Below are 24,361 nucleotides of genomic sequence, written 5' to 3'. Positions count from 1 at the left end.
AGCGCAACCTTGCCATGGTTGATGTCGCGAGTTCGACTCTCGTTTCCCGCTCCATTTTACATTCTGTTTTTGTATTAAACGTGCCCGGATGGCGGAATCGGTAGACGCAAGGGACTTAAAATCCCTCGGAATTTTTTCCGTGCCGGTTCAAGTCCGGCTCCGGGCACCACCTAATAAGCCGGCGTGGCGACATAGCCAAGTGGTAAGGCATGAGCCTGCAAAGCTTTGATCCCCGGTTCGAATCCGGGTGTCGCCTCCAGATCCTAAAAAGGAGTTATTATGAGATACATACTAGCGGCTCTTTTGGCATTGATGGTTTTTAGCGGGTGCTCTAATACTTGGCACGGCGTAAAAGAGGATTCGCACAACGCGGCTCAATGGACCAAAGAAAAGGTTCACAACGGCGCCGAGTGGGTCGGAGAAAAAACCGAATAAATTCCATGCGCAGGTCCCAACCTGCGCGAACTTTTGGCGGGGTTTACCCGCCCTTAATCGGGAGATGGCTGAGCGGTCGAAAGCGGCGGTCTTGAAAACCGTTGAGGTGAAAGCCTCCTGGGGTTCGAATCCCTATCTCCCGGCCATTTTATCTAACCCGAAATTCCCTTTTAACTTCAAAAAATTCACATTTTATTTATACTAATTTTCATTTAATGCTCTTTGCGTTTAAACTCTACTTCACGATATGGGGCGTAAATAGGCAGCTAGAATAGCATATTCGTAAACGAATGCTAGAAAGATACGTAGCGAAAAAGCTAGAATTTCGATAGTGGCCTAATTGATCAGTCCGAATCAAAGTAGTGCACAATGGTGAAATAATATAATGGCATTAAGCTTTGAGCGTTCGTCTGGTATAAAAGTGAATGGAAAATCTAGCAACGAAATTTAGTTATGAGTTTTTAAGACGTAGCATTCATTGTACCGGGCGTAAAATTTTGGAAGCTCCGCGAAATTTAAAATTCCATGGCGCGCGCCGTAAAATTTCAACGTGCATACAAAATTTTAAATTCGCGCCCAAATTTAAGCTATAATCGCTTCAAATTTTAAGGAGCCGCAAATGCTAAAATCATATCCTCTTGCGATGCAGGGCGTGGAGTTTCGCGGACACGGCGTGACGGGCATTTACGAGATGGGCGAGCGGATAGCCTTCGTTCATTTTGCTTTCGCGGCTCCTAGCGAACAAAATATCGCCGCAAAGCTAACGCCCAGCTACGTGCTACTAGATACGTTTTCACGCGATTTTAGCGAGCACAAAAGATCGGTGCTCGCCTACGAACAGCGCGAAATTTTCTTCGCCGCCTCCGCGCTTTGTTACCCGCAGGACGGTCACTTCGTGCTAAATACGAGATACTGAGGGCTTCGTCGATTCGCCCGCAAAACTCATCAAAATACAAGATGGCGAAATGGCCGAGCTTGGCGACGCTCCTGCACCCGTGAAGCAGATCTACAACGATGCGCGAACCTACGAGTTTGACGGCTTTGCCGTGCGGATGAGTTCACCCTTTATGATGGAGTGCAGAGCTTCGCAAGGTGGGTCAAATTTAAACGGTGCGGCGGCTGTTTTAGGCGGCACGCTAAATTCTAGCGGCTTGGCGGGCGAAAATTTAAAAAATTCCTCCGAAAATGACGGCGCGGCGGCTGTTTGCAAAGAAAGCAAAAGCGATCCGTGCGATGAAACAAGCGAGGCAAAAGATAAAATTTCAAACGGCGGCAAGCAAACCCGCAAAAAAGCGGCCGCAAAAGGTAAAATTCTTTGGCGGCTGAAGTTAGGAGCGTATCTATATACGCCCGTTTGCCTGCGCGGCGGAGCAGTGCATTTTGATGCGCAAGGTAAGCGGCAGGGATGCAAGACGCTGTATTTCGGCACCGCGGGCAAGGGCGGGCACCTATACGCCGTAGACGCAGCAAGCGGCGAAGTGATCTTTAAGTTTGACACCAGCGGAACCGAGCATTTTGCGTGGTTTGATGATAAAATTTTACTCGCAGATCGCCGTAATAAGCCCGTTTTGATTAGCGCGGACGACGGCTCGATCTTAAAAGAGGTGGAATTCGGCGAGTTTCAATTCGGCTCGGATCAGATCATGCTCGCTAGCGGCGGGCGCCTCTACGCCGTGGCAAACGATGGAGCCGCGATGCACGCAGTCTGCGCGGATATTTAAATTGGACAGATTGAAATTCGGCTTGTAATTGTGGATTAAATTAAACGCAAGCCTTGAGCCGCCGAACGCTTTGGATATGGAATTTACCTAGTTCGGCGGGGCGCGGTCATGACCCAAAAGCGTCCGATTTTAAATCGCCACAGACCCGCTCGCTAAATGAAATTTATTCGCTCGGCGCGTCGTTTCGAACTGAAATTCAAACCCCTCGCCTTAAAATTTAAAGCGGTCGCGGTAAATTTCAAGGCGCGAAGTGGTGCGAGCTGCCGCGAAATTCCATCGAACTTTGCGGCGTGCGCGGGCAAACTTCGGCGATGATATTGACCGCAACGCCCGTTTCATTGAAATATCACAAACTGCTTTTGAAATTTTGACGGGCTGATCCGCCGCTCTTTCAGCATGTAGCGGCAAACCCTTTCAAAATCCGCCGCGCTCATCATAAAACTGATAAATCCGCCCTTGCCGTCATAGATGATCAAAGTATCGATCACGCGGAAGCTAAATTTCCCCTCCGTGATCTTTGAAAAAATCAGCTTAGAGGCGAAAAACGGCAAAATCAATCCCACCGCGCTCATAATAAAAATTATAAATCCCCTAAGGCTTTGTAAAAATCCGGCAAACGCAACGGCTATCACGATGAACGAAAACACAATACCTACGGAATTTCTAGCGGGCACGATATGTCCGAATAGCGGCGTGGCAGTGAGCTTTATGAGCGATATCTCATCAAATTTTATAGATTTCGTGATTTTGCCTTTATTTACGTAGTTGATACTCCTGTTCGTCAAATGCACAAGGCGCGTATGGGCGCTGTTTAGATACGATATGACGGCGAATGCTACGAAAACAAACGGCGTATAGTATGGGAAAATATCCCCTATGTATAGAAACACCGGTACCGCCAAGGGGGCGAAGAATAGGTTATAAATAAAGAATACTATTATGTTGTAGTCTTTGACGACAAAGAGTTTATTATCAAATTGCGGCGGATTTCGGCGCTCGGCGTTATTTTGTTCGGATTGCGATTCTTGCGGCTCATCGTTAAAATTTTTCATTAAATTTTTGCTCTTATTTTAAATTTTACCGCTAGCGGCTCGGGCGTTTTGCGGCGCTAAATTTGCCGACCTCGTCGCACGCCTTAGCGATGCAATCCCAGGCAGAGCCCGTCTGCGTCCTTTCAAAATTTTATTTCGTTCAAATTTATCAACGCCGTGTATCGGTACCGCGCACGCTTACTGCACCGTCGCATAAAATTTCGAAGTCTTATAGTTCAAAATCAAAGCAGCAAAACTCATCTGCCTCGCTCCAGAGCTCTTTTAACGAGAGTCCGTCTATCTGCGGCGCGGCGTAGAGCTCCCGCAGCGTGGCGAAATACCGCTCGCCGCTCGCATTTGCGCCAGCTTCGTTCGCACATCTTTGAAACGAGCAGCGATCGGCGTAGGCGATGATCATATACTCTGCGCCGCGCAGACGGAAACTAAGCTCGGGCTCGCCGCCCTCGGCTACACATTTTAGCAGCATTTTCTCTATAGTTTCAAATGAGTAGTCTGACATTTCGCTCCGATCTTAAAATTTTATCGCCGCCGCGACGCTTATTGTGCCGCCATATATCGCGAGCCGTTTTACTCCGCCAAAAACCCGAAGCGCTCAATCATATCCAAAAGCATATCGGCTCTGCAAATTTCATCGTCCAGCAGGTCGTCGTATTGATCTCGCAGTCGCTCGGTGTCTTGCGCCACGGGCCCTAGATACTCCCTAGCTTGCGCGAAATCCCCTTTCATCACGTAGTATTCGCCTAAGATCACGCGAGCTCGCGTCTTGCTAACCTCGTCGCCGTCGCCCTCTAGTGCTGCTTTTAGGCTCTGCACGCCGCCCTCCTCAAGCCCTCGCGAGAGCTGCGTTACCTTCTGTAAAGCTTCGCATCCATTTTCGCTCCTTAGCTAAATTTCATTTGAAATAATAGAACAAATTTCCGCCGTACTCAAGATCCACGGACTCCTTGCTGTCAAAAAACAGCTTAAATTCCATGTGGCTCAGATATTTGGCGTCCTGCGCTTTCTCTATAAAATTTCTTATCAGCCGTTCTATCTTTCCGCCCCCTTCGCGGCGCGCCGCGTCCTGCCTCGTGAAATAAAAAACTACGGGCGCGTCGGACACCGCTGCGATATACCAAATTTTAAGCGGCGTTAAAAGCTCGCTTCGGTTTCGCAGCAGCTCCTCTACGGCGCCTTGGATCAGATCGGTGCGGATCTGCGACTCGAAGGACTCGACCGAGATATAAAAGCTCTTAAGTCCGTTTAGTTTCTCGAAAAGCGGCGTGCGGGCGAGGTAGCGCTCGATGCACTTTTTATCGGTGATTTTTGCGGCATCTTTATCGAAGCGAAGCACGATCTTAAGCCACGCCGAGTCCCTGCCCGCGCCGTAAAACGCGCTGATCGCTCGAGTTTTAAATTTAGCGTCTATGAACTCTATCAGACCCCTGACGTTTTCATTATTTTCGACTTTGCCCTCTATGATCTCTTTGCAGCGCCTGCTTTGATACGGGCTTAGATCGCAAAACATCGCGCGCCTTTAAATTTAAAGTGATTTAAATTTAGCCCGCATCATAAGCCTCGAGCATATCGAAGGTCGGAGCGAAAAAGAGCGCGCCCGTCTTTGCAGTGCTGAAGTCAAGCAGGCGGTCGTAGTTGCCTCGCGGGCGGCCGATAAACATGCTCTCAAGCATCAACTCCAGCGTGCTAAAGGTGCTTGCGTAGGCGATGAAGTAGGTTCCCGTCTCGCCGCCCTGCATAAACGGCATATTGCCGCGCACGACCTTTTTATCGTCGCCGACATTAGCGGCAGCGGAGTGCGAGTTGCTGGGCTTTATCTCCTCGCTCATCTCGATGTCGTTTTGTTTGCTACGCCCGATGACGCGCTCCTGCTCAGCTACGCCCGCGGCGTTCCACGCGCTCATATCGTGGATATATTTTTGTACGAAAAGATAGCTGCCGCCCTTGTATGCGGCATCCTCGTCGCCTACCTTGGCAAAAAAGTCGCGATCTGCGCCTTGCGGGTTTTCGGTGCCGTCCACAAAGCCGATGATAGCGCGCCCGTCGTAGTATTTAAAGCCGCAGATCTCCTCCTCGCACGTCGCGACGTCCTTTAGCGCGGCTCTGATCTCGCTTGCCATATCGTAGCAAACGGCTTGATTCGCCGCTCTGATGTGGATATGGATATCGCCTCCAGTAGCGGGCGCAGCGTGTTTATTGCCCCTAATCTCTTCGAAATTTTTTAGCTCCTTCGGCAAAGGCTTCGGCAGGTCTAGCATTTTCCATGCTTCAAAGCCCACGCCCAGCACGCAGCTTGTTTCGCTAGCCGCGCCGAATCTCGTAACGGCGGTTTTGTTTAAATTTATCACCAGAGCGCAAAGGCCCTCGAAAGCCTTTTTGCAGGCGGTTTTGTCTGCGTTAAAGCGCCAGATCATAAATACGGTGTTGTTGCCGGGCGCGTCGGTTACGTTTTGGGATTTTGCGTGCGCACAGGCGCAACTTTTTTCTTTACTCATTTTCTCTCCTTCAAAGTAAAATTTAAAAGTAATTTTAGCGCAATATCGGTAAATAGCGGGCGCAGAGATAAAATTTAGGCGGCTTTGGGTTTGATTTCGGCGGAGGAAATTTTGTCTTTGATCGTTAAATTTACGGCGAGGGTGGAATTTGGGCTTTAAATTTATAAAATTTACGCCGAATGGGAAGCGAAATTTTAGAGTTTTGCGGGGATGAAATTTCGAAGTAGTGGCAGATGGGAAGGGATTCGAACCCTCGAAAGCTTGCACTTTACACGCGTTCCAGGCGTGCTCCTTCAACCGCTCGGACACCCATCTAAATTAAAAGTCGCGATTATAGCGAAAATCTAAAATTTTGCCAAATTCCTTTTCGGCGCGTAACCGCTCGCCTTATAAATTTAAAACGCGACGCTTGGAATTTTATCGCGCTGCTTGGAATTTCGCCGTGCTGCTTAAAAATTTTACCGCGGCGCTTGGAATTCTGCCGCTCCACTAAGCCCGGCTGCCTTACGCTTCCTAGCCGAGCGACGATTTTACCTTGCTGCGGCTATTTTAAAATTTAGATTATCTTTTAAATTTGGACTTGCCGCCCGCCGCAGGGCTAAATTTTAAAAGCGCAAGCAGATTTTTCTTTCATACATCCGCTTGCGCCGTAAAAGCCGAGCTGCGCTTTAAATTTACGGATATTTTAAAATTTCGCGCTGCCCGTAAATTTAAAGCTAATTAAAAATTCTATCTTTCGGGAAGGCGGACATATCGGGCTGCACGTCCTTCTCCGCGCCTAGAAGCGCCTTTATTTCGCTATCCTCGATGCTAAAGCCGCCGCCGAGCGCCTTGTAGGCGTTTACCGTCGCGCTTAGCACGTCAAGATCTGCCTGCACTTTATTTAGCTGCGCGCTAAGCAGGTTTCGCTGTGAATCCAAAAACTCCAGATGGTCGCTGTAGCCCGCCTGATACCTGCTTGAGGCGTTTGAATAAATTTTGCTTTGCGAAGCGACGAGATCGGCGAGGCTTGCCTGTCTTAGTTTGGCGTTTTGCACTCCTATCAGCGCGTCGCGAACGTCGCCGAAAGCGGTTTTAAGCGCCTTGTCGTATGCGATGAAGCTCGCGTTTTGCTCTAAATTTGCAAGCTCTACGCGCCTTTTCTGGCGGTCGAAGTCAAGCAACGGCCCTACGAGCGAGCCGCCGATACTCCACGTACTCGCGTTTGCGGTAAACAGCCTGTCAAACTCGCCGCTTGCGTATCCCGCCGAGCCCGTAAGCGAGAAAGTAGGGAAGTAGCCTGCCTTGGCGATGCCCACTAAGAAGTTGCTTGCACGCAGATTTTCGAGCGAGCTTGCGACGTCGGGGCGGTGCAGGATCACGTCGCTTGGGATTCCGCTTGGAATTTGCGGAGCGCTAGGCATTTTCGCGGCGGTCTGCGGAGCGCCGCGTAAAATTTCATCGTAGCTCTTGCCCGTTAGGATATTTAGCGAAGTTTGAGCTGCGGAGAGCTGATTTTGCACGCTTATGAGGCTCGCCTCGGCGCTTTGGACCGCAGCTTTGGCTTGATAAAATACGATCTCGCTAACCGCGCCCGCATCGAGCTGCTTTTTGCGGTAGTTTTGCGTATCCTGATAGCTTTTTAGACTATCTTTTAAAATTTTCTCCTGCTGCTTTAACGCTAGTAGCGTAAAATAGGTCGTCGCAACCGTGCTAGTAATCGTGTTTTTGGCGGTTTCGTAGTCGTATTTCGTCGCATTAAATTTCGATCGCGCCGAATCTACGCTGTTGCGCACGCGCCCCCAAAAATCGATCTCGTAGCTTAGCACGGCGCCGATCTGACACACGCCGTGGGAGTTGCGGTCGGGCTGGTTGCCGAAATTATTTTGGCGCACCGCGCTGCCGCTTAAATTTACATTCGGCAGGTACTCAAGCTTGTTTAGCCCTAAATTTACCCGCGCGTACTCGACGTTATTCAGCGCGGTTTGCAGGTCGGAATTTTGCTCCAGCGCGCTTTGGATCAGGGCGTCTAGCTGCGGATCGTTAAAGCTTTTCCACCACTGCGTGCTAACGTTCGTGCTCGCGTAATCCGCCTTAAAGCCGATCTGTTTTTGCGGCGTAACGGGCTTGAAGTTGCAACCGCAGAGTAAAATTCCAAGCGTCAAGGCGCTTAAAAGAGTATTATTTATTTTCATCGTTCACCTCGTTAGTTTGGACTTTTTTGCCGCGTCTATCAAGCCAAGCGTTGAAGCTTTCGAGCAGGTAGAAAAACAGCGGCACGAAAAAGATCGCGATTGTAGATGCCGCGAGCATTCCGCCTACGACGCCGGTTCCTAGCGCATGGCGGCTAGCAGCGCCTGCGCCGGTAGCGATAACCATCGGAAGCACGCCGAGGCCGAACGCAAGGCTCGTCATCACGATAGGGCGGAACCTCATCTTGGCGGCCTCTACGGCAGCTTCTGCGATCGAGCGGTGGTTGTTTAGGTGCTCGTTCATCGCAAATTCTACGATCAAAATCGCGTTTTTCGCCGCCAGACCGATTAGAAGCAAAAGTCCGATCTGAAAATATATGTCGTTATTCAGCCCGCGGAAATATGTAAACACGAGCGCGCCGAATACCGAAAACGGCACGGCGGTAAGTACGGCAAGCGGCATGAGCCACCTTTCGTATTGAGCCGCCAGGATCAAAAACACGAAGATCATTCCAAATACAAACGCCTGCGAGCCTTTGCCGGTCTCGCTGACCTCTTGATACGCGGAGCCCGCCCAGCCGATAGAATATCCGCTAGGAAGCTCCTCTTTTATAACCTCTTGGATCGCTGCAATCGCCTGACCCGAGGTATAACCCGTATTTGGCTCGCCCATAATCTGCGCTGCTGGGAAGGCGTTAAATCTATTAACGGAATCAGGACCCAGCGAGCGCTCAAGTCTCACTAAAGAATTTAACGGTATCAGATCGCCACTAGCGCTGCGGACGTAGAGCGATTTTAGATCGTTAGGATCGTCTCTATAGTTTTGCGTAGCGCGGATATAGACCTTGAACGTGCGCCCCATAAGGTTAAAGTCGTTGATGTAATACTGCCCGATGGTGGAATTTAGCACGGTGAAAATGTCGGCTATGCTGACGCCTAGCATCTTTATCTTCTCTTTATCGAGATAGAGCTTATACTGCGGGAAATCGGTATCCAGCGTCGTTCGCACGAGTTTTAAAGCGGGATGTTGGTTAGCTTTGGCGGTTACGCGATCCATATCGGCGCGAATTTCATCGTAGCTCTTGCCCGTCGTGCTTTGCGCGTAGAGCTCAAATCCGCCCGTAAGCGAAAGCCCCATAATAGGCGGCGGCGTGACGACGTAGGTCATCGAGTTGCGATCCGCGCCGTAGAGCTGCCCGTTTAGCGCGGCGGCTAAGGCGAAGTTGGAATTTTCATCACCCGGGCGATCTTTCCAGTCTTTTAGCTTCATAAAAAAAGCTCCCGCATTTTCTCTAAGCGCTCCGGCTAGCATATCGTATCCCGTGATTTGGGTTATATCTTTTACGTTTGGATACTTTTTAGCGATACTTGCGATGAAATCCTGATCGGCTTCCGTCCTAGGTAGAGTAGATGCCGAGGGAAGCGTAGTCATCGCCATAATCGAGCCTTTGTCCTCGTTAGGCACCAGACCGCTAGGAGTGAGCACAAGAAGTTTCACCATCGCATAGATGATGATGCCTACAAAAACGAGGCTGATTAGCACATGGCGCAAAACCATGCCGACGCCTGCGGCGTAAATTTTAGTTGAGATGCTAAAAAGATTATTAAACCATCTTACGAAGAAAAACGGCTCAGATTCCTTTTTTTGCAATATTAGAGCGCAAAGTGCGGGCGTTAGTGTAAGGGCTACGAAGCCTGAAAAACATACCGAAGCCACGAGCGTTAAAGCAAATTGCCTCTGCATAACCCCCGTAAAGCCCTCCATAAACGCAACCGGCACGAAAACCGCCGAAAGCACGAGCACGATGGAGATGACGGGCGCTACGATCTCGCCCATCGCTTTTGTGGTAGCCTCTTTGACGCTAAGATCCGGCTCCTCGTGCAAAATTCTCTCTACGTTTTCGATCACAATAATGGCGTCGTCCACGACGATGCCGATAGCTAAAATAAGCGCGAAAAGAGTGATTAAATTTATTGAAAATCCGAAGGCGTAAATTCCGATAAACGCGCCGCAGATCGATACGGGCGCGGCAAGCGTCGGAATGATCGTCGCTCTAAGGTTGCCTAAGAACATATACATAACTACGATGACGAGGATTAACGCTTCAATGAAAGTATGAATGACCTCTTCGATCGATACTTTTACGAAGCTAGTCGTATCGTAGGCGACGTCGTAGGTCAGCTCGCCTGGGAAATTTGGTTTAAGCTCGTCTATGCGCTTATTTACCGCTTCAACTACGGCTAGGGCGTTGGCGCCACTTTGCATAAAGATAAGCACAGGCACCATCTCTTTACCGTTAAATTTCGCCGAGATATTGTAGCTTGCGCCGCCAAGTTTGACATCGGCGACATCTTTTACGCGCAAGAAATTCCCATCTTTTTGCGCGCGTATGATGATATTTTCAAACTCTTCGACGGTTTTTAAACGACCCTCAGGCTTGATCGCATATACGTAGGGATTGCCTAAGTTCATCGGCTGCTCGCCCATCTTACCCGCGGCGTATTGGCTGTTTTGCTCGCTTATTGCGGCGATTATCTCGGCAGTTGTAACGTTAAATTTCTTAAGTAGCTCAGGCTTAACCCAAATCCTCATAGCATAGTCTTTCGTACCCAGCGCTTGAGCTTCGCCCACGCCCGGCACGCGCTTTAGCTCATCTACGACGTTGATAGCTACGTAGTTTTGCATCTCTACGACATCCATCTGCTCGCTAGGATCGTAAAACGCAAGCACTTCGAGCATCGTACTGCTACGCTCGGTAACGGTTACGCCATAGCGGCGCACTTCGTCGGGAAGTAGCGTAAGAGCTGGCGTGACGCGGTTGTTTACATTAACTTTCGCATCTGCTGGATTTGTGCCGATTTGAAAATATACGTTGATACGAATGTCGCCGGAGGAGCTTGCTGAGCTTTCCATATAGATCATATTTTCAACGCCATTGATCGCATTTTCAAGAGGGGCTGCGACGACGTCGGCGATCGTTTGCGCGTCCGCGCCGCTATATGTAGCGCTAACGACGATTTGCGGCGGCGTGAGTTGCGGATACTCCTCGACGGAGGAATTTTTAAGAGCCAAAACGCCCGCGATTACGATGATTATCGAAACGACGCAGGCAAAAACGGGGCGGTTGATGAAAAATTTAGAAAACATTATTTCCCGCTTTCCGCATTGCTCTGAGATGCTTCAGGTTGCCCCGCTACGTAAGGATCGGTGCTTGCGGGTACGGGAGTGACCTTGGAGCCTACGTTGATCTTTTTAAAATTATCCAAAATGATCTGATCGCCGTCTTGCAGTCCGCTTGAGATCGTCGCAGTGCGGGTATCTTGAGCTGCGATTTTGACCACTTTTTTAGCGACCTTTCCGTCTTGCACGACATAGACTATGGTGTTGCTAAGATCTTGCTTGAGCGCAACTTGCGGAATTTTAAAGCCGTTTTTCTGATAAAAGCCATCGACGCTTACTTTAGTAAAAACCCCCGGGCGAATTTCTAAGCTTGGATTTGGAATTTGAGCCTTGGCGCTGACTGATGCGGTGTTTGTATTGATGACGCTATCGATAAAGCTTAGCGTGCCATTGTAGTCCTTGCCGCCGAGATTTATGCTTACCTGACGGCCCAGCTGCTTCCACTGCCCGTTTCTTAAATTTGCATCAAGCTCCAGTCTATCGACGTCCGCGATGCCGAATTCCACGTCGATCGGATCAAATTTGCTAAGGCGCACCAGATCCTCGCCCACGTTTACGTACGCGCCCACGTCCTTTTGCGTATCGCCCGCCATGCCGTCAAAAGGCGCGGTCACGAGCGAGTGGTCAAGATCGATCTTTGCACTTTTAAAATTTGCTTCGGCTACCATAAACGCGGCTTTTGCGGTATCAAAATCCTTTTGAGAGATCGTGTTGCTAGCTTTTAGCGCCTTGGCTCTTTTGTAGTCCGCCGAGGCATTTTGAAGATTAGCGTTTGCGCTGTCAAACGCCGCTTGGTAGCGCGAGCGGTCGATCTCGTAGAGCACGTCGCCCTTTTTAACGCTACGACCAGGCTCGAAAAGCTGCTTTTCGATGGTACCCGAAACCTGCGGCTTTAGCATTATCTCAAGCTCGCTCACGGTCTGTCCGTTAAATTTTAAAATTATCGGCACGTCGGCGGATTTGGCGGTAAATACGCCTACCGGCAGCGCAGGCGTCTCGCCGCCTTGCTTCGCGCCTTTATCTTCCTTTTTTTCAAAATAGGAGCAGCCCGAAACTAAAAACGCTGCGAAAATCAAACTGGCGACTTTTTTCATGTAATTTCCTCTAATTGGATTAAAATTTTGTATTTGTAATAGTTATTACGAAACGAACGTAGATTATAATAAAAACTACATAAAGAAAACTTAAATTTAGCCCGTAAAATAATCTACCGAGCAGAATTATAGCGGAATTTCGATATAATCGCGCTAAAATTTTAAAGGCTTTTTATGAAAAGAATTCTTACTATCGCGGGTTCTGATAGCGGCGGCGGTGCCGGCATCCAAGCCGATATCAAGACGATTAGCGCGCACAAGATGTTTGCTATGAGCGCTATTACGGCGCTTACGGCGCAAAATTCGCGCGGCGTATTCGGCGTGCTGGACGTTCCGCCGCATTTTGTAGAGGCGCAGCTCGATGCGATTTTTAGCGACATCTTTCCGGACGCCGTTAAAATCGGAATGATCTCCAATGAGGGGGTTGCCGAGGCTATCGCAAAGAGCCTGAGCAGGCACGGCGCGAAAAACGTCGTCTTAGATCCCGTGATGGTCGCTACTAGCGGCGGAGTTTTGATGAAACAAAGCGCGCTGCATGCGCTAAAATACGAGCTCGCTCCCGCCGCGGAGATCATCACGCCTAACGTGCGCGAGGCCGAGGTCTTAGCGGAAATGAAAATTTTAAGCCTAGCCGATATGCGCGCCGCAGCGGTTAAAATTTCGCAGTTTTTCGGCGGCGCGATTTTGATTAAAGGCGGCGATCTGACGGCTGCGAGCGCGACTTGCATTGCGGCGGAAGCGGGCGCAGCTAAAATGAATACAGCGCGAAATTTTAAAGCTTTTGGGCGTGAGACGGGCGAAGATGGCGCACGCGAAAATTCTGCGGGTTCGACGAAGAGCGCGGATTTCGCGGAGGAAAATTTTACCAGCGGGGGCAGAAATTTAACGGCGAGTGCGGAGCCTTCTTTTGGGCAAAATTTATCCGCAGCGTCTCTAGTTGCGGGCTTTGAGCCGAGCGGAGAGAATGCGGATTTGAGAAATTTTGCGGTCGATATTTTGTACGAAAACGGCAAATTTCATGAGTTTTCCGCGCCTAAAATTTCTACGCGTAACACCCACGGCACGGGCTGCACGCTCTCAAGCGCGATCGCGTGCGCACTGGCGGCGGGGCTTAGTCTGCCCGCAGCCGTTGCCCATGCCAAGGGCTTCGTGCGCAGGGCGCTGGGCTGGGGTGAGCAGATCGGACACGGATGCGGCGCGATAGATCATTATTTCACGGTCCAAGATCCCTTTGGCGCGGACTTTGGCGGATCTTGCGCGGATGAAATCAAAATCATCTCTCGAGACTAAAATTTAAAGCGCTCATTGAAATCCCCGCATTCGTAAAATTTCAAAGCTCCGCTGCTAATTAAATTTAACCTAGCGGCACAAGATTATATACAAATGGTTCATTGCGGCTTGTTATAAATGATGAGATTGCGCGGCTAAAAAACGTGCACTACGGGGATGTGCGTACTTAAAATTTTAGTTGATTTTTAGGCATCATAATCCGCGTAGAATTTTAAAGAATTTTTGAATTTTATTGTAGGGTTCGCGTTGCAAGTTAGAGCTTTCCTTATTTGCCTTATGCTATAGCTCTGCTTCGTGGCATTGTTAAATTTGCGTTATTTCTTATAGGTCTTTATGCGCGAAAAAAGTGGATTATAAATATAAACTAGTCATTCATTCACTACTCGCGTTGCTCAAGGTAGATGCATCGCATTGTATGCCGATGTTGCGCTATACCTGCCGCATTGTGCCCTCTAGCTGCGAACTTAGCGATCCATGCCTGTCGTCTCATATTCGCTGAGCTTACTAAAATTCCAAATTTTCTAGCAAAAGAGTTATAATGGCTAAAATTACGTAAATTTAGGAATTTAAAATGCGCTACAAAAAAGGACTACTACCCTTAATCATCGCCTCGGGGACAATCTCTGCCGCAGATAACTGGATCGCATCGCTACTGCTACCTAGCATCGCAGATACGTTTGGGGTGCAGGTAAGCGCCGCCTCCGCAGTTTTGACGGCATATCTGATCCCTTATGGCTTACTTCAGCCGGTATACGGACATCTTAGCGATCGCTACGGTAGAGGTAAAATTTTAATTCTGCTAATGCTCTTTTTGGCGATATTCACGCTTCTTTGCTCCACTGCAAAAAGTCTAGCGTGGCTTGTTTTATTTCGCTTTTGCACGGGATGCGTGGCAGCGGGTATAATCGCTGTCTGCCTCGGCGTTATAGGCGATGCATATGACGAGAAGGATAGACAAAAAATCGTAGCGATATTTCTGGGTTCGGTATTTTTAGGGCAGGGGCTGAGTGCGGCTTTAGGCGGATGGGCAGTGGCTAGATTTTCTTGGAGGGAGATATTTTTAGCCTTTTCTGCGCTGTCTGCGGTATCTTTCGTATCACTATTTACGCTAAATTTCAAAGACGCTCCGAAAAGCGGAGGCGAAAGCTTCGTAAAATCCCTAGCCAGCTTGCGCGGCGATGTTTCGCTTTTGAGAAGCTATTTTTTGGCTTTATGTAATGGCGTAATTGTGCTCGGGGCGTACTCATTCATAGGCGCTTATTTACTTAAAAAGTTGGGCTTGAGCTCAAATTTTGCCGGAGCCTGCCTTATGCTTTACGGCGTCGCTTGCTTTTTGGCGGGAAACGCTGCTAGATATTTAAAAGAGAAGTTGCCGCCAAAAGAAATTCTATCCCTCGGCTTTTTGGCGTCCGCTTCGGCGCTGTGCCTTTTGGCGAGTTGCTTCGCTGCCACCGCATATGTAGGGACGTTTTTGCTGGGATTTGGCTATGTTTGCGCGCAGTCGGTCCTAGCAAGCGCAGCGCTTCGTTGCGGCTCCGCCAAAGGTCTATCCTCCGGGATCATAGGCACGGCGATATTTTTCGGAGGCGGCATCGGTACTGCCGTAGGTGGCAAGGCGCTTGAATATTTAAGCTACCAAGGGCTATTTTGCGGCTTTGCCGCGTTAGCCGCCGCGCTGCTGATTTTTTACCGTGCAAACTTTAAGGGCACGCGTGAAATTTAATGCTCCGCAACAATAGCAAAATTTAAAATTAGGCACACTTCGCTGTCGAGAAATTACCTAAAATTACGCTATTTCAGGGCGCCGCATTGGCATCGTCATAAATATCGCGGGGCATTGCATCACGCTGCCGCTTTTTCAGCTTCCGTGGTATGAGTTCGTTTCGGGATTTTTCGGGCACATGGTTTGGTTTTGGGCGATCGAAGTATTCCGTCGCGATCCACGAAACCGCTTAACCGACGAGCCAGATTCTGCGGATCGCCCAAGTGCTTCGTCCCTTTAATTAAAATTTGAAATCCCGCATGGCTCCGCTAGGAATTCCATAATTTCTCAAATACGCTTGAAATTCACGATAAATTTTTATGTTAAAATTGCGATTAATAAAATTTCAAAAGGAGCGACAATGAAATATAAAATTTTAGTTGCAACCTTTACGGCTGCTTTGGGCTTACATGGCGCGTTTGCGAGCGATTTTGACGAGCGGGCTTGCGCGGCGCTAAAAGGCACGAAAATTTACGATACAAAGATTAGCGAAGCGATCTGGAATCAAAGCGGCGAAATCGGCGCCGATAGGATGTCTGCGCTAACCGGCGGAGCCAAAAAGACGCTAAAAGCCGCGCCGCACTGCATAATTCACGGCGAGATAGCCTCCCGCACGGGCTCGGACGGCAAGCATTACGGCATAAAATTTGAGCTGCGCTTGCCAGGCGACTGGAACGGCAAGCTGCTATTTCAGGGCGGAGGCGGTCTGGACGGCTTTGTAGCGCCTGCTCTTGGCGCCGTATCTATCCGCACTAGCACCGCAACGCCCGCGCTTATGAGGGGCTATGCGGTAGTTGCGACCGATTCGGGACATCCTACGCCTACGCCCGAGTTTGGACTTGAGCAGCAGGCGCGGTTAGATTATGCATATCAGGCTATCGGCAAGGTCGCGAGTGTCTCAAAGCAGCTGATTTTTGCGGCGTATAAAAAAGCGCCAGCGCACAGCTACTTTATGGGCTGCTCAAACGGCGGGCGCTCGGCTCTGATGGCGGCGCAGAGGTATCCGCTGGAATTTGACGGCGTAATCGCGGCAAATCCAGGCTTTAGGCTTTCGCGCGCGGCGATCGCGGAGCAGTGGGATAACCAGCAGCTTATGAAGATCGCGCCTAAAAACGCCGCGGGGGATAAAATTTTTGCAAACGCCCTTACGCAGGAGGATTTGGATAAGTTAAGCAAGGCGGTTTTGGATAAATGCGATGCGCTAGACGGGCTAAAAGACGGAATCATCGGCGCTTGGGAGCGTTGCGAGTTCGATCCCAGCGGACTTGATCTAGCTAAAGAAAAAATTTCTGCTATAAAGGCGATATTTAACGGCGCAAAAAACAGCAAGGGCGAGCAAATTTACAGCGGCTGGTTTTACGATGCCGGGATAAATCAGCCCGGCTGGCGCATGTGGAAGCTTGGCGACTCGCAAACGACAGAGCCAAATGCTAGAAATATCGTGCTCTCAAAGGGCTCGATGAATTATTATTTCTTGACGCCGCCGCAACCGGAGTTTGATCTGATGAAATTTGATTTCGATAAGGACGTAGAGCGAACGTTCGAGACCGCGGCGATAAACGATGCGATTTCGACCAAACTCGATAGCTTCCGCGCTAATGGCGGCAAACTCATCATCGTAACAGGCGTCTCCGATCCCGTATTTTCGGCGATGGATCAGCGCGATTGGTTTAAAAAGCTAGTGGAAACGAACGCGAATGCGGACGAGTTTGCGCGATTTTTTGCCTTGCCTGGGATGAACCACTGCGGCGGCGGTAACGGCATCGATGACGTCGATCCGCTAAGCGCGCTTGAGGCGTGGCGCGAGCAGGGAGCGGCTCCATCTAGCCTGCTAGGCAAAAGCACGAGCCGCGCGGGCAAGCAGATCCCGATTTGCGCGTATCCAAAAGTGGCTACCTACGTAGGCGGCGACGAAAATAACGCGAGCAGCTTTGAGTGCAGATAAAATTTATTTAAAGGAGTAAATATGAGAGGCAAAATTTTAATCGCGGCCTTTACGGCGGTGCTTTTGTGCGGCTGCGCGGCGCACGATGCAAAGCTGGGCAGGGAGGCGGATAATAGGGGCGAAAGCGTGGCTGCGGACTGCGGCACGAGCGAGGGCGTCTGCAAGGTGCCCGCCGTGCAGGGGCCGATGGTAGGCGGAGGCACGGATGAGCACGGCTGCTTAGTCGCCGCGGGCCAGAGCTTTTCAAAGATCAAGAATGGTTGTGTGCAGGTCTTTGACGTCGCGGACGTGAGGTTAGCTGATCCGGATAACGCCGCGCTTGCGATCTACGGGATATTTTCCGCGGATAAAAGCAGGGTAGAAATTTTTTGGTCGAGCCTGCCTGAGAGCGTGATATTGCGCGCGAAGGGAAGCGGTTATGTCTCGAAGGACGGCAAAATTTCGCTGCTAAAAAGCGGCAAGGGCTATAAGATCCACAGAAAATAGCGGGTGAAATTTTAAGCCCGCTAAATTTCGCGCGCCGTGAAAGAATTTAATCCAAGCGCGCCAGGACTTAGGCCGGCTTAACAGGCTAAGACGTAAATTTAGAGCAAATTAATACCGAGCCGATTCGGTTATTTGCGGTATCTGCCGTCTATAAAAATTTAATCAAAGGAGCAAAAATTGAGGTCATAAAAGTAGATCTACAAAAATCATATCCCAAATCCGGGCGCGACCACGCTCGTATCGGCCAAATACGGCGATGACGTCAATGCGATGGCGATAACGTGGGCGTAGGCGCTTGATTATGACAAGGTTACCATCGTGCCGCATAACGGCTCGTACACGCGGACGCTCATCGAAAAGAGCGGGTATTTCGCCGTGCAGATCCCCACGGCCGCGCAGGCGGAGCTGGTTAGCGAGCTGGGCGCCGAAAATAACTCGCGCTTTGATAACGCGGACAAGATGAAAAACGTGGAAATTTTTTATAAAGATGACTCCCGCGTACCGCTGATCGCGGGCTGCGCGGCGTGGCTAGTTTGCAAGCGTATCCCCGAGCCTCACAACGAGCAGAGTTATGATCTTTTCATCGGCGAGGTCGTCGCGGCGTATGCGGACGAGCGGATATTTGACGGCGGGCACTGGCTGTTTGAAAAGATCCCTGACGAGCTAAAAACGCTTCACTACGTCGCCGGCGGTCGGTATTATCTGGACGGCAAAGCGGTAGATACCAAGCGCACGCCCATAAGCGACGAATAAAACGCCCCGCAAAACGCGGGCTAATTTGTAAATTTAAGATGAGTGCGCATGTGAATACGCGGCGAGCTTCGGTAAAATTTCAAACTAAAGAATCTAAAAAAGGATAGAAAATGAAAAAATATATCGTCATCACCGGCGCAAGTTCGGGTATCGGAGCGGCCGCGGCAAAGGCATTTGCGAGGCGCGGAGAAAATTTGATCCTAATCGCGCGCAGAGCGGAGCTTCTGCAAAGCTTAAAGGACGAGATCGCGCAGATCGCGCCCAAATCGGACGTAGTCATTAAAATTTGCGACCTTGCGCGCAGCGAGAATGTCCTAGCGCTTTGGGACGAGCTAAAAAGCTACGAGCTAAAGGCGCTAATTAATAGCGCTGGCTTTGGGGATTTTGGCTTAGTGGGAGAGCAGGATTTGCAAAAAACGGTAAGAATGATAGACCTAAACGTAACCGCGCTCGCGATACTTTCGAGCTTATTTACGCGAGATTACAAACGCAAACAAACTCAGCTTATAAACATCTCCTCCGTGGGCGGCTATTTTCTGGCGCCCGGCGTCGTGCCGTATTGCGCTACAAAATTTTTCGTAAGCGCTTTCACCGAGGGTTTGAGTCACGAGCTGGCGCAGGATAAAGAGGCCAAAATGCAGGCTAAAGTTCTAGCTCCCGCCGCGACTAAGACGGAATTTGGCCCCGTGGCGACGGACGACTCGGGCTACGACTACGACTCAGCTTTTGCGCGGTACCATTGTAGCGAGGAGATGGCGGAATTTCTGCTCGCGCTTTATGATAGCGACGCGTGCGTGGGCGCGGTGGATCGAAACAGTTTCGAGTTTAGCCTGCAAGCTGCGCGATTTGACTACGCAGGCAAACGCTAAATTTATGCATTACGCGTCACGCGACGAGCCGTGCCGTACAATACGCTGTATAAAATTTCGCGTATCGCAGCGCCTGAGCTAAATTTAACCTCAAAGCGCGATAAAATTTAAAGAAATTCAAGGAGCGAAAATGGGAAAATCCGCCTTGGTGCTGGGCGCTACGGGCGTCGTAGGCAGGGAGCTGGTGCGCGAGCTTTGCGAGAGTCCCGGTTACGATGAGGTAGAGGCGTGGGTGCGCCGCGAGATAGGCTTTTGCCACCCTAAGCTTCGCGTGCGGATCATTGATTTTGAGGGCATCTCGGATATCGCGCCACATAAATTTGACGAAATTTTTTGCGCGTTGGGCACGACGATGAAGCAGGCGGGTTCGCGCGAGGCGTTTTTGCGTGTGGATGTGGACTACGTCTATGTAGCGGCGAAGTGGGGCAAAGCAGCGGGCGTGCGGCGCTTTGTGCTCGTATCAGCTCCGGGTTGGAGCGAAGGTTCGCCAAGCTTTTATCTGCGCGCCAAAGGGCAGATCGAGCGGCGCGTGAGCAAGCTTGGCTTTGACAGCCTTCAGATCGTCCGTCCGCTGACAATCTTGGGCGAGAGATCGGATACTCGTCTGCTAGAGCGGCTCGCGGCGGCGGTTTTTAAACTGCTGCCCGCCTGCGTGTTCGGCAAATTTAGACCGCTTAGCGGCGCAAGTAGTGTGCGCTGCGAGCGTGATTTTTGGCTTCAAATCCTATAAAAATTCACTCATTTTTTCTCTTTATTTTGTTTGATCTCCTCAAGACTTAGACCGCTTTTACCGATGCTGTCCATACCGAGCGTTTCGATCATCACGAGTATTGCGGCTGGGTCTTTGCCTAATACGCGTGCTAGCGTATTCGTAATCTCGGCGATGATTTGCTTTTTTTGCTCTTTTGTAGGCTCCGGAGCGGCTACTTTTATATTTACGAATGGCATTTTCTCTCCTTAAATTTGATAAAGCAGGGCTAATTATATCAAATTTTAGCCTGTTACCCGTCTCGTTTGCGTTCTAAAATTTAAGTAGATATATTAGAATTTAACTTTAAATTTGATTTAAAGCTAGTATGATTATTATGTGATTCGGTAGTAGTAAAATTTGATAAATTTACCCAAAAGGAGCGAATATGCGTAAGAATTTTTTCGGTTCTATCGTTTTGGCTGCGGCCTTGGCAAGCGGCGCGTTTATAGTGGTGCCGCAGGCTGCGAGTGCGGGCGTTTTGGCGCATCAGGTAAAAACCCAAGGCGAGCTTGGCTCGGTGTTTATCAACCCCTACGACGTAGCGCCCCTAACGGCCGTTATTGATCGCGCCGGCAAGGACATCAAGGATATCCACGTGCGGGTGCTGGGCAAACCGAACGGCGGCATCGATATCGCCTATAACGTCTCCGAACATGCGCTGCTGACGCACGACGGCGTGCCGATCTGGGGGCTGTATCCCGACTATCTAAACGAGGTCGAAGTAAGCTACGTTTTTAACGGCGAAAAGAAGGTTGAGAAGTATAAAATTTACGCTCAGCCGATCGTGACGTATAGCCGTGATTATAGATTTAGCCATATGCAAAAGATGAAGGTTAAAAAAGTCGATCCTGCGTTTAAAAATAGGCTCTATCTCATCAACAACACTATCACTAGCGTTTATAAGCCGCTTGATTGGAAAAACGGCGGTGCGGCTAGCTGGAATGATTTCACCGAAAATTTCGTCGTCGATACTCAGGGCGAGGTCAGATGGTATCTGGACTACCAAAAATTTTACGACCGCAGCGAGCGCAGAGTGATGGACGGCGGCATGATGATGGGCTTTCACCAGCTGCCAAACGGCGATCTGAGCTGGGGTATGGCGCAGCGATATATGCGCTACGATATGATGGGCAAGGAGGTGTATAATCGCGAGCTGCCGCGCGGCTACATCGACCTTAGCCACGAGGTGATGCCGCTAAAAGGCGATCATCTGCTGCTTCGCGTCGGTAAATACAACTACCACCACGCAGACGGCAGGATCTCGCACACGATCAGAGATCATATCATCGAAGTGGATGGCAGCGGCAAGGTCGTGGACGAGTGGGATCTGAATGAAATTTTCGGAAAAAACGTCTACCGCAGCAACCTCATCAAGGCTCTTGACGCTCGCGCCGTGTGCCTAAATATCGACATGGACGCCAAAGAGATCAAAATCAGCGACGATCTGCCATTCGGCGACGTGACCTCGACCGGCACGGGACGCAACTGGGCGCACGTAAACTCGATCTCATACGATCCTAGCGACGACGGCATCATCCTCTCGCTTCGCCACCAAGGCATAGTCAAGATCGGCCGCGACAAAAAAGTAAAATGGATCCTCGCAAGCCCTGAGGGCTGGAGCGCGGACTTTAAAGAAAAAGTGCTCGTTCCGGTCGATAAAAACGGCAACAAAATCAAATGCGAAAACTCAAAATGCGAGGGCGACTTCGACTGGTCGTGGACGCAGCACACCGCGTGGCTCACTCCGCGCTACGACAACAAGGGCTCAGTTAAGCACATCAGCGTATTTGACAACGGCGACGGCCGCGGCATGGAGCAGCCTGCGCTAAAAGAGCAAAAATACTCGCGCGCGGTCGAGTATAAGATCGATGAGAAAAAGGGCACGGTCGAGCAGACGTGGGAGTTTGGCAAGGAGCGCGGATTTGACTTTTACAGCGCGGTTACGAGCGTCGTGGAGTGGCAAAAGGATAAAAGCACGTATTTCATCTCAAGCTCAAACGTCTATCTGTTAAAGCCCGATAAGACGATAAAAATGGTGCTCGTCGAGATCGATCCGAAAACAAACGACATTAAATTTGAGATGGACGTGGAGTCTGCCTCGAGAGACGACGTGGCCTACCGCGCGATGGTGATCGATCCGAATATCTTTGATTATTAAAATTTCGCGATAGGTTGGAATTTAGCTTTTAAATTTCACCTACTGCTTTGGTGTGGATAGAATTTTGCAAATTAAGCGCGAAATTTTAAATTTTTATATAAGATGAATTTTTTAGCAAAGGAGCAAAAATGGAATTTGTAAGCTTAAACGACGGCAACAAGATGCCGATTTTGGGATTTGGCGTATTTCAGGTAGATCCGAAAGAGACGCAAAGATGCGTTGAGGATGCGATCTCGGTCGGCTACCGCAGCATCGATACGGCAAAGGCGTATTTTAATGAAGAAAGCGTGGGTGCAGCAATTAAGACGGCTCTCACAGGTGGGTTAAAGCGCGAGGAGCTGTTTATCACTACTAAGCTTTGGATCAGCGACGCAGGTGAGGAGCGCGCGCTAAAGGCCTTTGATGCGTCGATGAAAAAGCTAGGACTTGACTACCTCGACCTTTATCTCATTCATCAGCCATATGGCGATATTTACGGCTCGTGGCGAGCGATGAAACGTTTGCGCGATGAGGGTCGTATCCGCAGTATCGGCGTTAGCAACTTCTACGCCGATCGGATCGTCGATCTGTGCGAAAACAGCGGCGTGATCCCTGCGGTAAATCAGCTTGAGTGCCATCCGTTTTATCAGCGTGAAGCGTTAAAATGCGTACTTGAGGGCTACGGCATAACATTTGAGTCGTGGGCTAGCTTCGCCGAGGGTAAAAACGATATATTTAAAAACGCCGTGCTAAGCGGTATCGGTGAAAAATACAGCAAAAGCTCAGCTCAGGTTATTTTGCGCTGGTTAATTCAGCGCGACATCATCGTCATTCCAAAGAGTGTAAAAATAGAGCGAATGAAGCAAAATTTCGACATTTTTGATTTTGCGCTTACGCCCGATGATATGGCTGCTATCGCTGCGCTGGATACAGGCAAGACGCTATTTTTCGATCACGCAGATCCTGAGCGCGTAAAGTGGATAATCCATGCCTTTGATAAGTAAAATTTATTAAATTAAAGCGGATTGCATGCTTTAAAATTAAGCCGCGAGCGTGCAATCCTTGCTATTAAATTTGAGCTTGAGCGAGATCAGAGATAGAGCTTGTGGCGATAAATTAGCCTGCTCGCTCAAGCGGCGTGATGGCGTAGCCTGCTATTTTATATATTTTCTGTGGGAAGCCCTGCTTTATTCGCTTTAATCTCAAATTTACCCTTTATTTTATACAATCTTTAAAATTTACCGCAAAGGAATTTTATGAAAATCGCTAAAATTTTTAAAGCTTTAGCCGCCGTTTGTCTGCTTGGCTCGGGTGCAAACGCGCTGGAGGAGGGCGTTAATTATCAAGTGCTACAAAAGCCGCTAAACGTGCCGAAAAACAGCGTCGTTAAAATTTTTAACTACGAGTGCCCGCACTGCTATACGTTCGACAGGACGGTCACACCGCAGTTGATGAAAAAGCTTGAGGGGACGGAGTTTTTGCCGTGGCACCTAAAGACCAAGGGCGTGTTCGGACAGACCGCAAGTGGTATATTCGCAGCCCTCATCGTGCTTGATGAAAAGGACGACGTGAGCCTGCTAAGCGACGAGTCGAAATTTAAAAAAGCGAAATTCGCGATTTACAAAGCGATCCACGACAAAAAGGATGATTTTGGCGGCGGTAGCGATAAGCAAAGGTTCATCAAAACCGCGCTAGATACCGCCGGCGTGAGCATGAGCGAATACGAAGCGGCGCTTGCCAGCAAAAAGGCACAGGCTCTGCTTGCGCAGTGGGACGCGGGCTACGAAGTCGCGGTGATTTCAGGCGTGCCGGCATTTGTCGTGGGCGGCAAGTATCTCTTAAACACGGCTTCGTTCGGCTCCGTCGATGAAATGGCCGCCGCGGTAAAGGAGCTGCTGGCGAAATAGGTTTTGCCGCGCCAAAGCAAATTTTGTTTTATGCGTAGCGTTAAATTTGGCCGCGGGGCTTCCAGTAAATTTTATCGCTAAGCCCTGCGACATGATAACGACTAAATTTATGTTTTCAAAGCGCGGGTTTCGGCGGGTAAAATTTGAGCCAAAATTTACAAATTTGACTTCAAATTCTGAACTCAAAATTTCAAGGCGAAGTATCGCGAGATGGATTTAAGGGTTGCGACGTAAAAATTTAGCGTGGGCTGGACAAGGTAGTCCGCCGAGCTAAATTTTTACTAGCTCCGTTAAAGACGCTCGCGAGGCAAGCCG

22 protein-coding genes and 4 tRNA genes are annotated in these 24,361 nt (G+C 49.7%); 16 read left to right on the top strand and 10 right to left on the bottom strand.

The window, feature by feature from the left end; translation table 11 throughout:
* Positions 1-82: 82 nt before the first annotated feature.
* The 6 genes from Q0620_RS07100 (at position 83) to Q0620_RS07075 (ending at position 2,156) form a co-directional block, all read left to right on the top strand.
* Positions 83-169, top strand: a tRNA-Leu gene (locus Q0620_RS07100).
* A 16-nt stretch (positions 170-185) separates the two neighbouring features.
* A tRNA-Cys gene (locus tag Q0620_RS07095) sits at positions 186-259 on the top strand.
* Positions 260-279: 20 nt separating this feature from the next.
* On the top strand, positions 280-435 hold the full coding sequence (locus tag Q0620_RS07090; protein WP_177387338.1) for a hypothetical protein: 156 nt from the start codon (positions 280-282) through the stop codon (positions 433-435).
* Positions 436-493: 58 nt separating this feature from the next.
* Positions 494-581, top strand: a tRNA-Ser gene (locus Q0620_RS07085).
* Between the two features lie 473 nt (positions 582-1,054).
* On the top strand, positions 1,055-1,351 hold the full coding sequence (locus tag Q0620_RS07080) for a hypothetical protein (RefSeq protein ID WP_298784072.1): 297 nt from the start codon (positions 1,055-1,057) through the stop codon (positions 1,349-1,351).
* Positions 1,352-1,400: 49 nt separating this feature from the next.
* Entirely contained in the window at positions 1,401-2,156 is a 756-nt protein-coding gene (locus Q0620_RS07075) for a PQQ-binding-like beta-propeller repeat protein (protein WP_298784070.1), read from the top strand.
* 335 nt (positions 2,157-2,491) lie between these two features.
* On the opposite strand, the gene Q0620_RS07070 is transcribed toward Q0620_RS07075, so the two are convergent.
* The 9 genes from Q0620_RS07070 to Q0620_RS07030 all read right to left on the bottom strand — a co-directional run bounded on the left by Q0620_RS07070 (position 2,492) and on the right by Q0620_RS07030 (position 12,146).
* Positions 2,492-3,208, bottom strand: coding sequence for a hypothetical protein (locus Q0620_RS07070; RefSeq protein ID WP_298784068.1), 717 nt, complete (start codon positions 3,206-3,208; stop codon positions 2,492-2,494).
* A gap of 208 nt (positions 3,209-3,416) precedes the next feature.
* Positions 3,417-3,707, bottom strand: coding sequence for a hypothetical protein (locus tag Q0620_RS07065; protein ID WP_298784067.1), 291 nt, complete (start codon positions 3,705-3,707; stop codon positions 3,417-3,419).
* Between the two features lie 68 nt (positions 3,708-3,775).
* Positions 3,776-4,021, bottom strand: a complete 246-nt coding sequence (locus tag Q0620_RS07060) for a hypothetical protein (RefSeq protein ID WP_298784065.1) — start codon at positions 4,019-4,021, stop codon at positions 3,776-3,778.
* A 79-nt stretch (positions 4,022-4,100) separates the two neighbouring features.
* Positions 4,101-4,715 carry a hypothetical protein gene (locus Q0620_RS07055; RefSeq protein ID WP_298784062.1) on the bottom strand — a complete coding sequence of 205 codons (615 nt, stop codon included), beginning with the start codon at positions 4,713-4,715 and terminating at the stop codon, positions 4,101-4,103.
* Between the two features lie 31 nt (positions 4,716-4,746).
* On the bottom strand, positions 4,747-5,700 hold the full coding sequence (locus Q0620_RS07050) for a Dyp-type peroxidase (protein WP_298784060.1): 954 nt from the start codon (positions 5,698-5,700) through the stop codon (positions 4,747-4,749).
* Between the two features lie 227 nt (positions 5,701-5,927).
* Positions 5,928-6,015 (bottom strand) — tRNA-Ser (locus Q0620_RS07045).
* A gap of 401 nt (positions 6,016-6,416) precedes the next feature.
* Positions 6,417-7,874 carry a TolC family protein gene (locus Q0620_RS07040; protein ID WP_298784058.1) on the bottom strand — a complete coding sequence of 486 codons (1,458 nt, stop codon included), beginning with the start codon at positions 7,872-7,874 and terminating at the stop codon, positions 6,417-6,419.
* Entirely contained in the window at positions 7,861-11,019 is a 3,159-nt protein-coding gene (locus tag Q0620_RS07035; protein ID WP_298784057.1) for a multidrug efflux RND transporter permease subunit, read from the bottom strand. The genes Q0620_RS07040 and Q0620_RS07035 overlap by 14 nt, the downstream gene beginning before the upstream one ends.
* A complete protein-coding gene (locus tag Q0620_RS07030) occupies positions 11,019-12,146 on the bottom strand; it encodes an efflux RND transporter periplasmic adaptor subunit (RefSeq protein WP_298784056.1) in 1,128 nt (375 codons plus the stop codon). The genes Q0620_RS07035 and Q0620_RS07030 overlap by 1 nt, the downstream gene beginning before the upstream one ends.
* Before the next feature lie 174 nt (positions 12,147-12,320).
* Here Q0620_RS07030 and thiD point away from each other — a divergent pair, with 174 nt between their 5' ends.
* The 7 genes from thiD to Q0620_RS06995 all read left to right on the top strand — a co-directional run bounded on the left by thiD (position 12,321) and on the right by Q0620_RS06995 (position 19,981).
* Entirely contained in the window at positions 12,321-13,436 is a 1,116-nt protein-coding gene (gene thiD, locus Q0620_RS07025) for a bifunctional hydroxymethylpyrimidine kinase/phosphomethylpyrimidine kinase (protein ID WP_298784055.1), read from the top strand.
* Positions 13,437-14,007: 571 nt separating this feature from the next.
* A complete protein-coding gene (locus Q0620_RS07020) occupies positions 14,008-15,159 on the top strand; it encodes an MFS transporter (RefSeq protein WP_298784053.1) in 1,152 nt (383 codons plus the stop codon).
* 400 nt (positions 15,160-15,559) lie between these two features.
* Entirely contained in the window at positions 15,560-17,143 is a 1,584-nt protein-coding gene (locus Q0620_RS07015) for a tannase/feruloyl esterase family alpha/beta hydrolase (protein ID WP_298784051.1), read from the top strand.
* A gap of 21 nt (positions 17,144-17,164) precedes the next feature.
* Positions 17,165-17,629 (top strand): hypothetical protein, encoded by a 465-nt coding sequence (locus Q0620_RS07010; RefSeq protein ID WP_298784049.1) that lies wholly within the window; start codon positions 17,165-17,167, stop codon positions 17,627-17,629.
* Between the two features lie 318 nt (positions 17,630-17,947).
* Positions 17,948-18,382, top strand: coding sequence for a flavin reductase (locus Q0620_RS07005; RefSeq protein ID WP_298784046.1), 435 nt, complete (start codon positions 17,948-17,950; stop codon positions 18,380-18,382).
* 110 nt (positions 18,383-18,492) lie between these two features.
* The gene (locus Q0620_RS07000) at positions 18,493-19,251 is read left to right on the top strand and encodes an SDR family NAD(P)-dependent oxidoreductase (RefSeq protein ID WP_298784044.1); all 759 of its coding nucleotides are present in this window, start codon (positions 18,493-18,495) and stop codon (positions 19,249-19,251) included.
* 130 nt (positions 19,252-19,381) lie between these two features.
* Positions 19,382-19,981 (top strand): NAD(P)H-binding protein, encoded by a 600-nt coding sequence (locus Q0620_RS06995; RefSeq protein ID WP_298784042.1) that lies wholly within the window; start codon positions 19,382-19,384, stop codon positions 19,979-19,981.
* Between the two features lie 8 nt (positions 19,982-19,989).
* Here Q0620_RS06995 and Q0620_RS06990 read toward each other — a convergent pair whose 3' ends face one another.
* On the bottom strand, positions 19,990-20,199 hold the full coding sequence (locus Q0620_RS06990) for a 4-oxalocrotonate tautomerase family protein (RefSeq protein WP_005872687.1): 210 nt from the start codon (positions 20,197-20,199) through the stop codon (positions 19,990-19,992).
* Positions 20,200-20,387: 188 nt separating this feature from the next.
* On the opposite strand from Q0620_RS06990, the gene Q0620_RS06985 reads away from it, so the two are divergent.
* The 3 genes from Q0620_RS06985 to Q0620_RS06975 all read left to right on the top strand — a co-directional run bounded on the left by Q0620_RS06985 (position 20,388) and on the right by Q0620_RS06975 (position 24,046).
* Positions 20,388-22,160, top strand: a complete 1,773-nt coding sequence (locus tag Q0620_RS06985; protein ID WP_298784040.1) for an aryl-sulfate sulfotransferase — start codon at positions 20,388-20,390, stop codon at positions 22,158-22,160.
* 128 nt (positions 22,161-22,288) lie between these two features.
* Positions 22,289-23,143, top strand: coding sequence for an aldo/keto reductase (locus Q0620_RS06980; RefSeq protein WP_298784038.1), 855 nt, complete (start codon positions 22,289-22,291; stop codon positions 23,141-23,143).
* Between the two features lie 252 nt (positions 23,144-23,395).
* The gene (locus Q0620_RS06975) at positions 23,396-24,046 is read left to right on the top strand and encodes a thiol:disulfide interchange protein DsbA/DsbL (RefSeq protein ID WP_298784036.1); all 651 of its coding nucleotides are present in this window, start codon (positions 23,396-23,398) and stop codon (positions 24,044-24,046) included.
* The last annotated feature ends 315 nt before the right edge of the window (positions 24,047-24,361 follow it).

It is taken from the genome of uncultured Campylobacter sp., from assembly GCF_938017615.1.
GTDB lineage: Bacteria > Campylobacterota > Campylobacteria > Campylobacterales > Campylobacteraceae > Campylobacter_B.
Note: the sequence above shows the minus strand (reverse complement) of the source record. Positions and strands in the feature narration are given on the sequence as shown.

Excerpts from the sequence above, each read along its gene's own strand:
- Q0620_RS07090 (WP_177387338.1), top strand. The coding sequence starts at position 280 with ATGAGATACATACTAGCGGCTCTTTTGGCATTGATGGTTTTTAGCGGG.
- Q0620_RS07080 (WP_298784072.1), top strand. The coding sequence starts at position 1,055 with ATGCTAAAATCATATCCTCTTGCGATGCAGGGCGTGGAGTTTCGCGGA.
- Q0620_RS07075 (WP_298784070.1), top strand. The coding sequence starts at position 1,401 with ATGGCCGAGCTTGGCGACGCTCCTGCACCCGTGAAGCAGATCTACAAC.
- Q0620_RS07070 (WP_298784068.1), bottom strand. The coding sequence starts at position 3,208 with ATGAAAAATTTTAACGATGAGCCGCAAGAATCGCAATCCGAACAAAAT.
- Q0620_RS07065 (WP_298784067.1), bottom strand. The coding sequence starts at position 3,707 with ATGTCAGACTACTCATTTGAAACTATAGAGAAAATGCTGCTAAAATGT.
- Q0620_RS07055 (WP_298784062.1), bottom strand. The coding sequence starts at position 4,715 with ATGTTTTGCGATCTAAGCCCGTATCAAAGCAGGCGCTGCAAAGAGATC.
- Q0620_RS07050 (WP_298784060.1), bottom strand. The coding sequence starts at position 5,700 with ATGAGTAAAGAAAAAAGTTGCGCCTGTGCGCACGCAAAATCCCAAAAC.
- Q0620_RS07040 (WP_298784058.1), bottom strand. The coding sequence starts at position 7,874 with ATGAAAATAAATAATACTCTTTTAAGCGCCTTGACGCTTGGAATTTTA.
- Q0620_RS07035 (WP_298784057.1), bottom strand. The coding sequence starts at position 11,019 with ATGTTTTCTAAATTTTTCATCAACCGCCCCGTTTTTGCCTGCGTCGTT.
- Q0620_RS07030 (WP_298784056.1), bottom strand. The coding sequence starts at position 12,146 with ATGAAAAAAGTCGCCAGTTTGATTTTCGCAGCGTTTTTAGTTTCGGGC.
- thiD (WP_298784055.1), top strand. The coding sequence starts at position 12,321 with ATGAAAAGAATTCTTACTATCGCGGGTTCTGATAGCGGCGGCGGTGCC.
- Q0620_RS07020 (WP_298784053.1), top strand. The coding sequence starts at position 14,008 with ATGCGCTACAAAAAAGGACTACTACCCTTAATCATCGCCTCGGGGACA.
- Q0620_RS07015 (WP_298784051.1), top strand. The coding sequence starts at position 15,560 with ATGAAATATAAAATTTTAGTTGCAACCTTTACGGCTGCTTTGGGCTTA.
- Q0620_RS07010 (WP_298784049.1), top strand. The coding sequence starts at position 17,165 with ATGAGAGGCAAAATTTTAATCGCGGCCTTTACGGCGGTGCTTTTGTGC.
- Q0620_RS07000 (WP_298784044.1), top strand. The coding sequence starts at position 18,493 with ATGAAAAAATATATCGTCATCACCGGCGCAAGTTCGGGTATCGGAGCG.
- Q0620_RS06995 (WP_298784042.1), top strand. The coding sequence starts at position 19,382 with ATGGGAAAATCCGCCTTGGTGCTGGGCGCTACGGGCGTCGTAGGCAGG.
- Q0620_RS06990 (WP_005872687.1), bottom strand. The coding sequence starts at position 20,199 with ATGCCATTCGTAAATATAAAAGTAGCCGCTCCGGAGCCTACAAAAGAG.
- Q0620_RS06985 (WP_298784040.1), top strand. The coding sequence starts at position 20,388 with ATGCGTAAGAATTTTTTCGGTTCTATCGTTTTGGCTGCGGCCTTGGCA.
- Q0620_RS06980 (WP_298784038.1), top strand. The coding sequence starts at position 22,289 with ATGGAATTTGTAAGCTTAAACGACGGCAACAAGATGCCGATTTTGGGA.
- Q0620_RS06975 (WP_298784036.1), top strand. The coding sequence starts at position 23,396 with ATGAAAATCGCTAAAATTTTTAAAGCTTTAGCCGCCGTTTGTCTGCTT.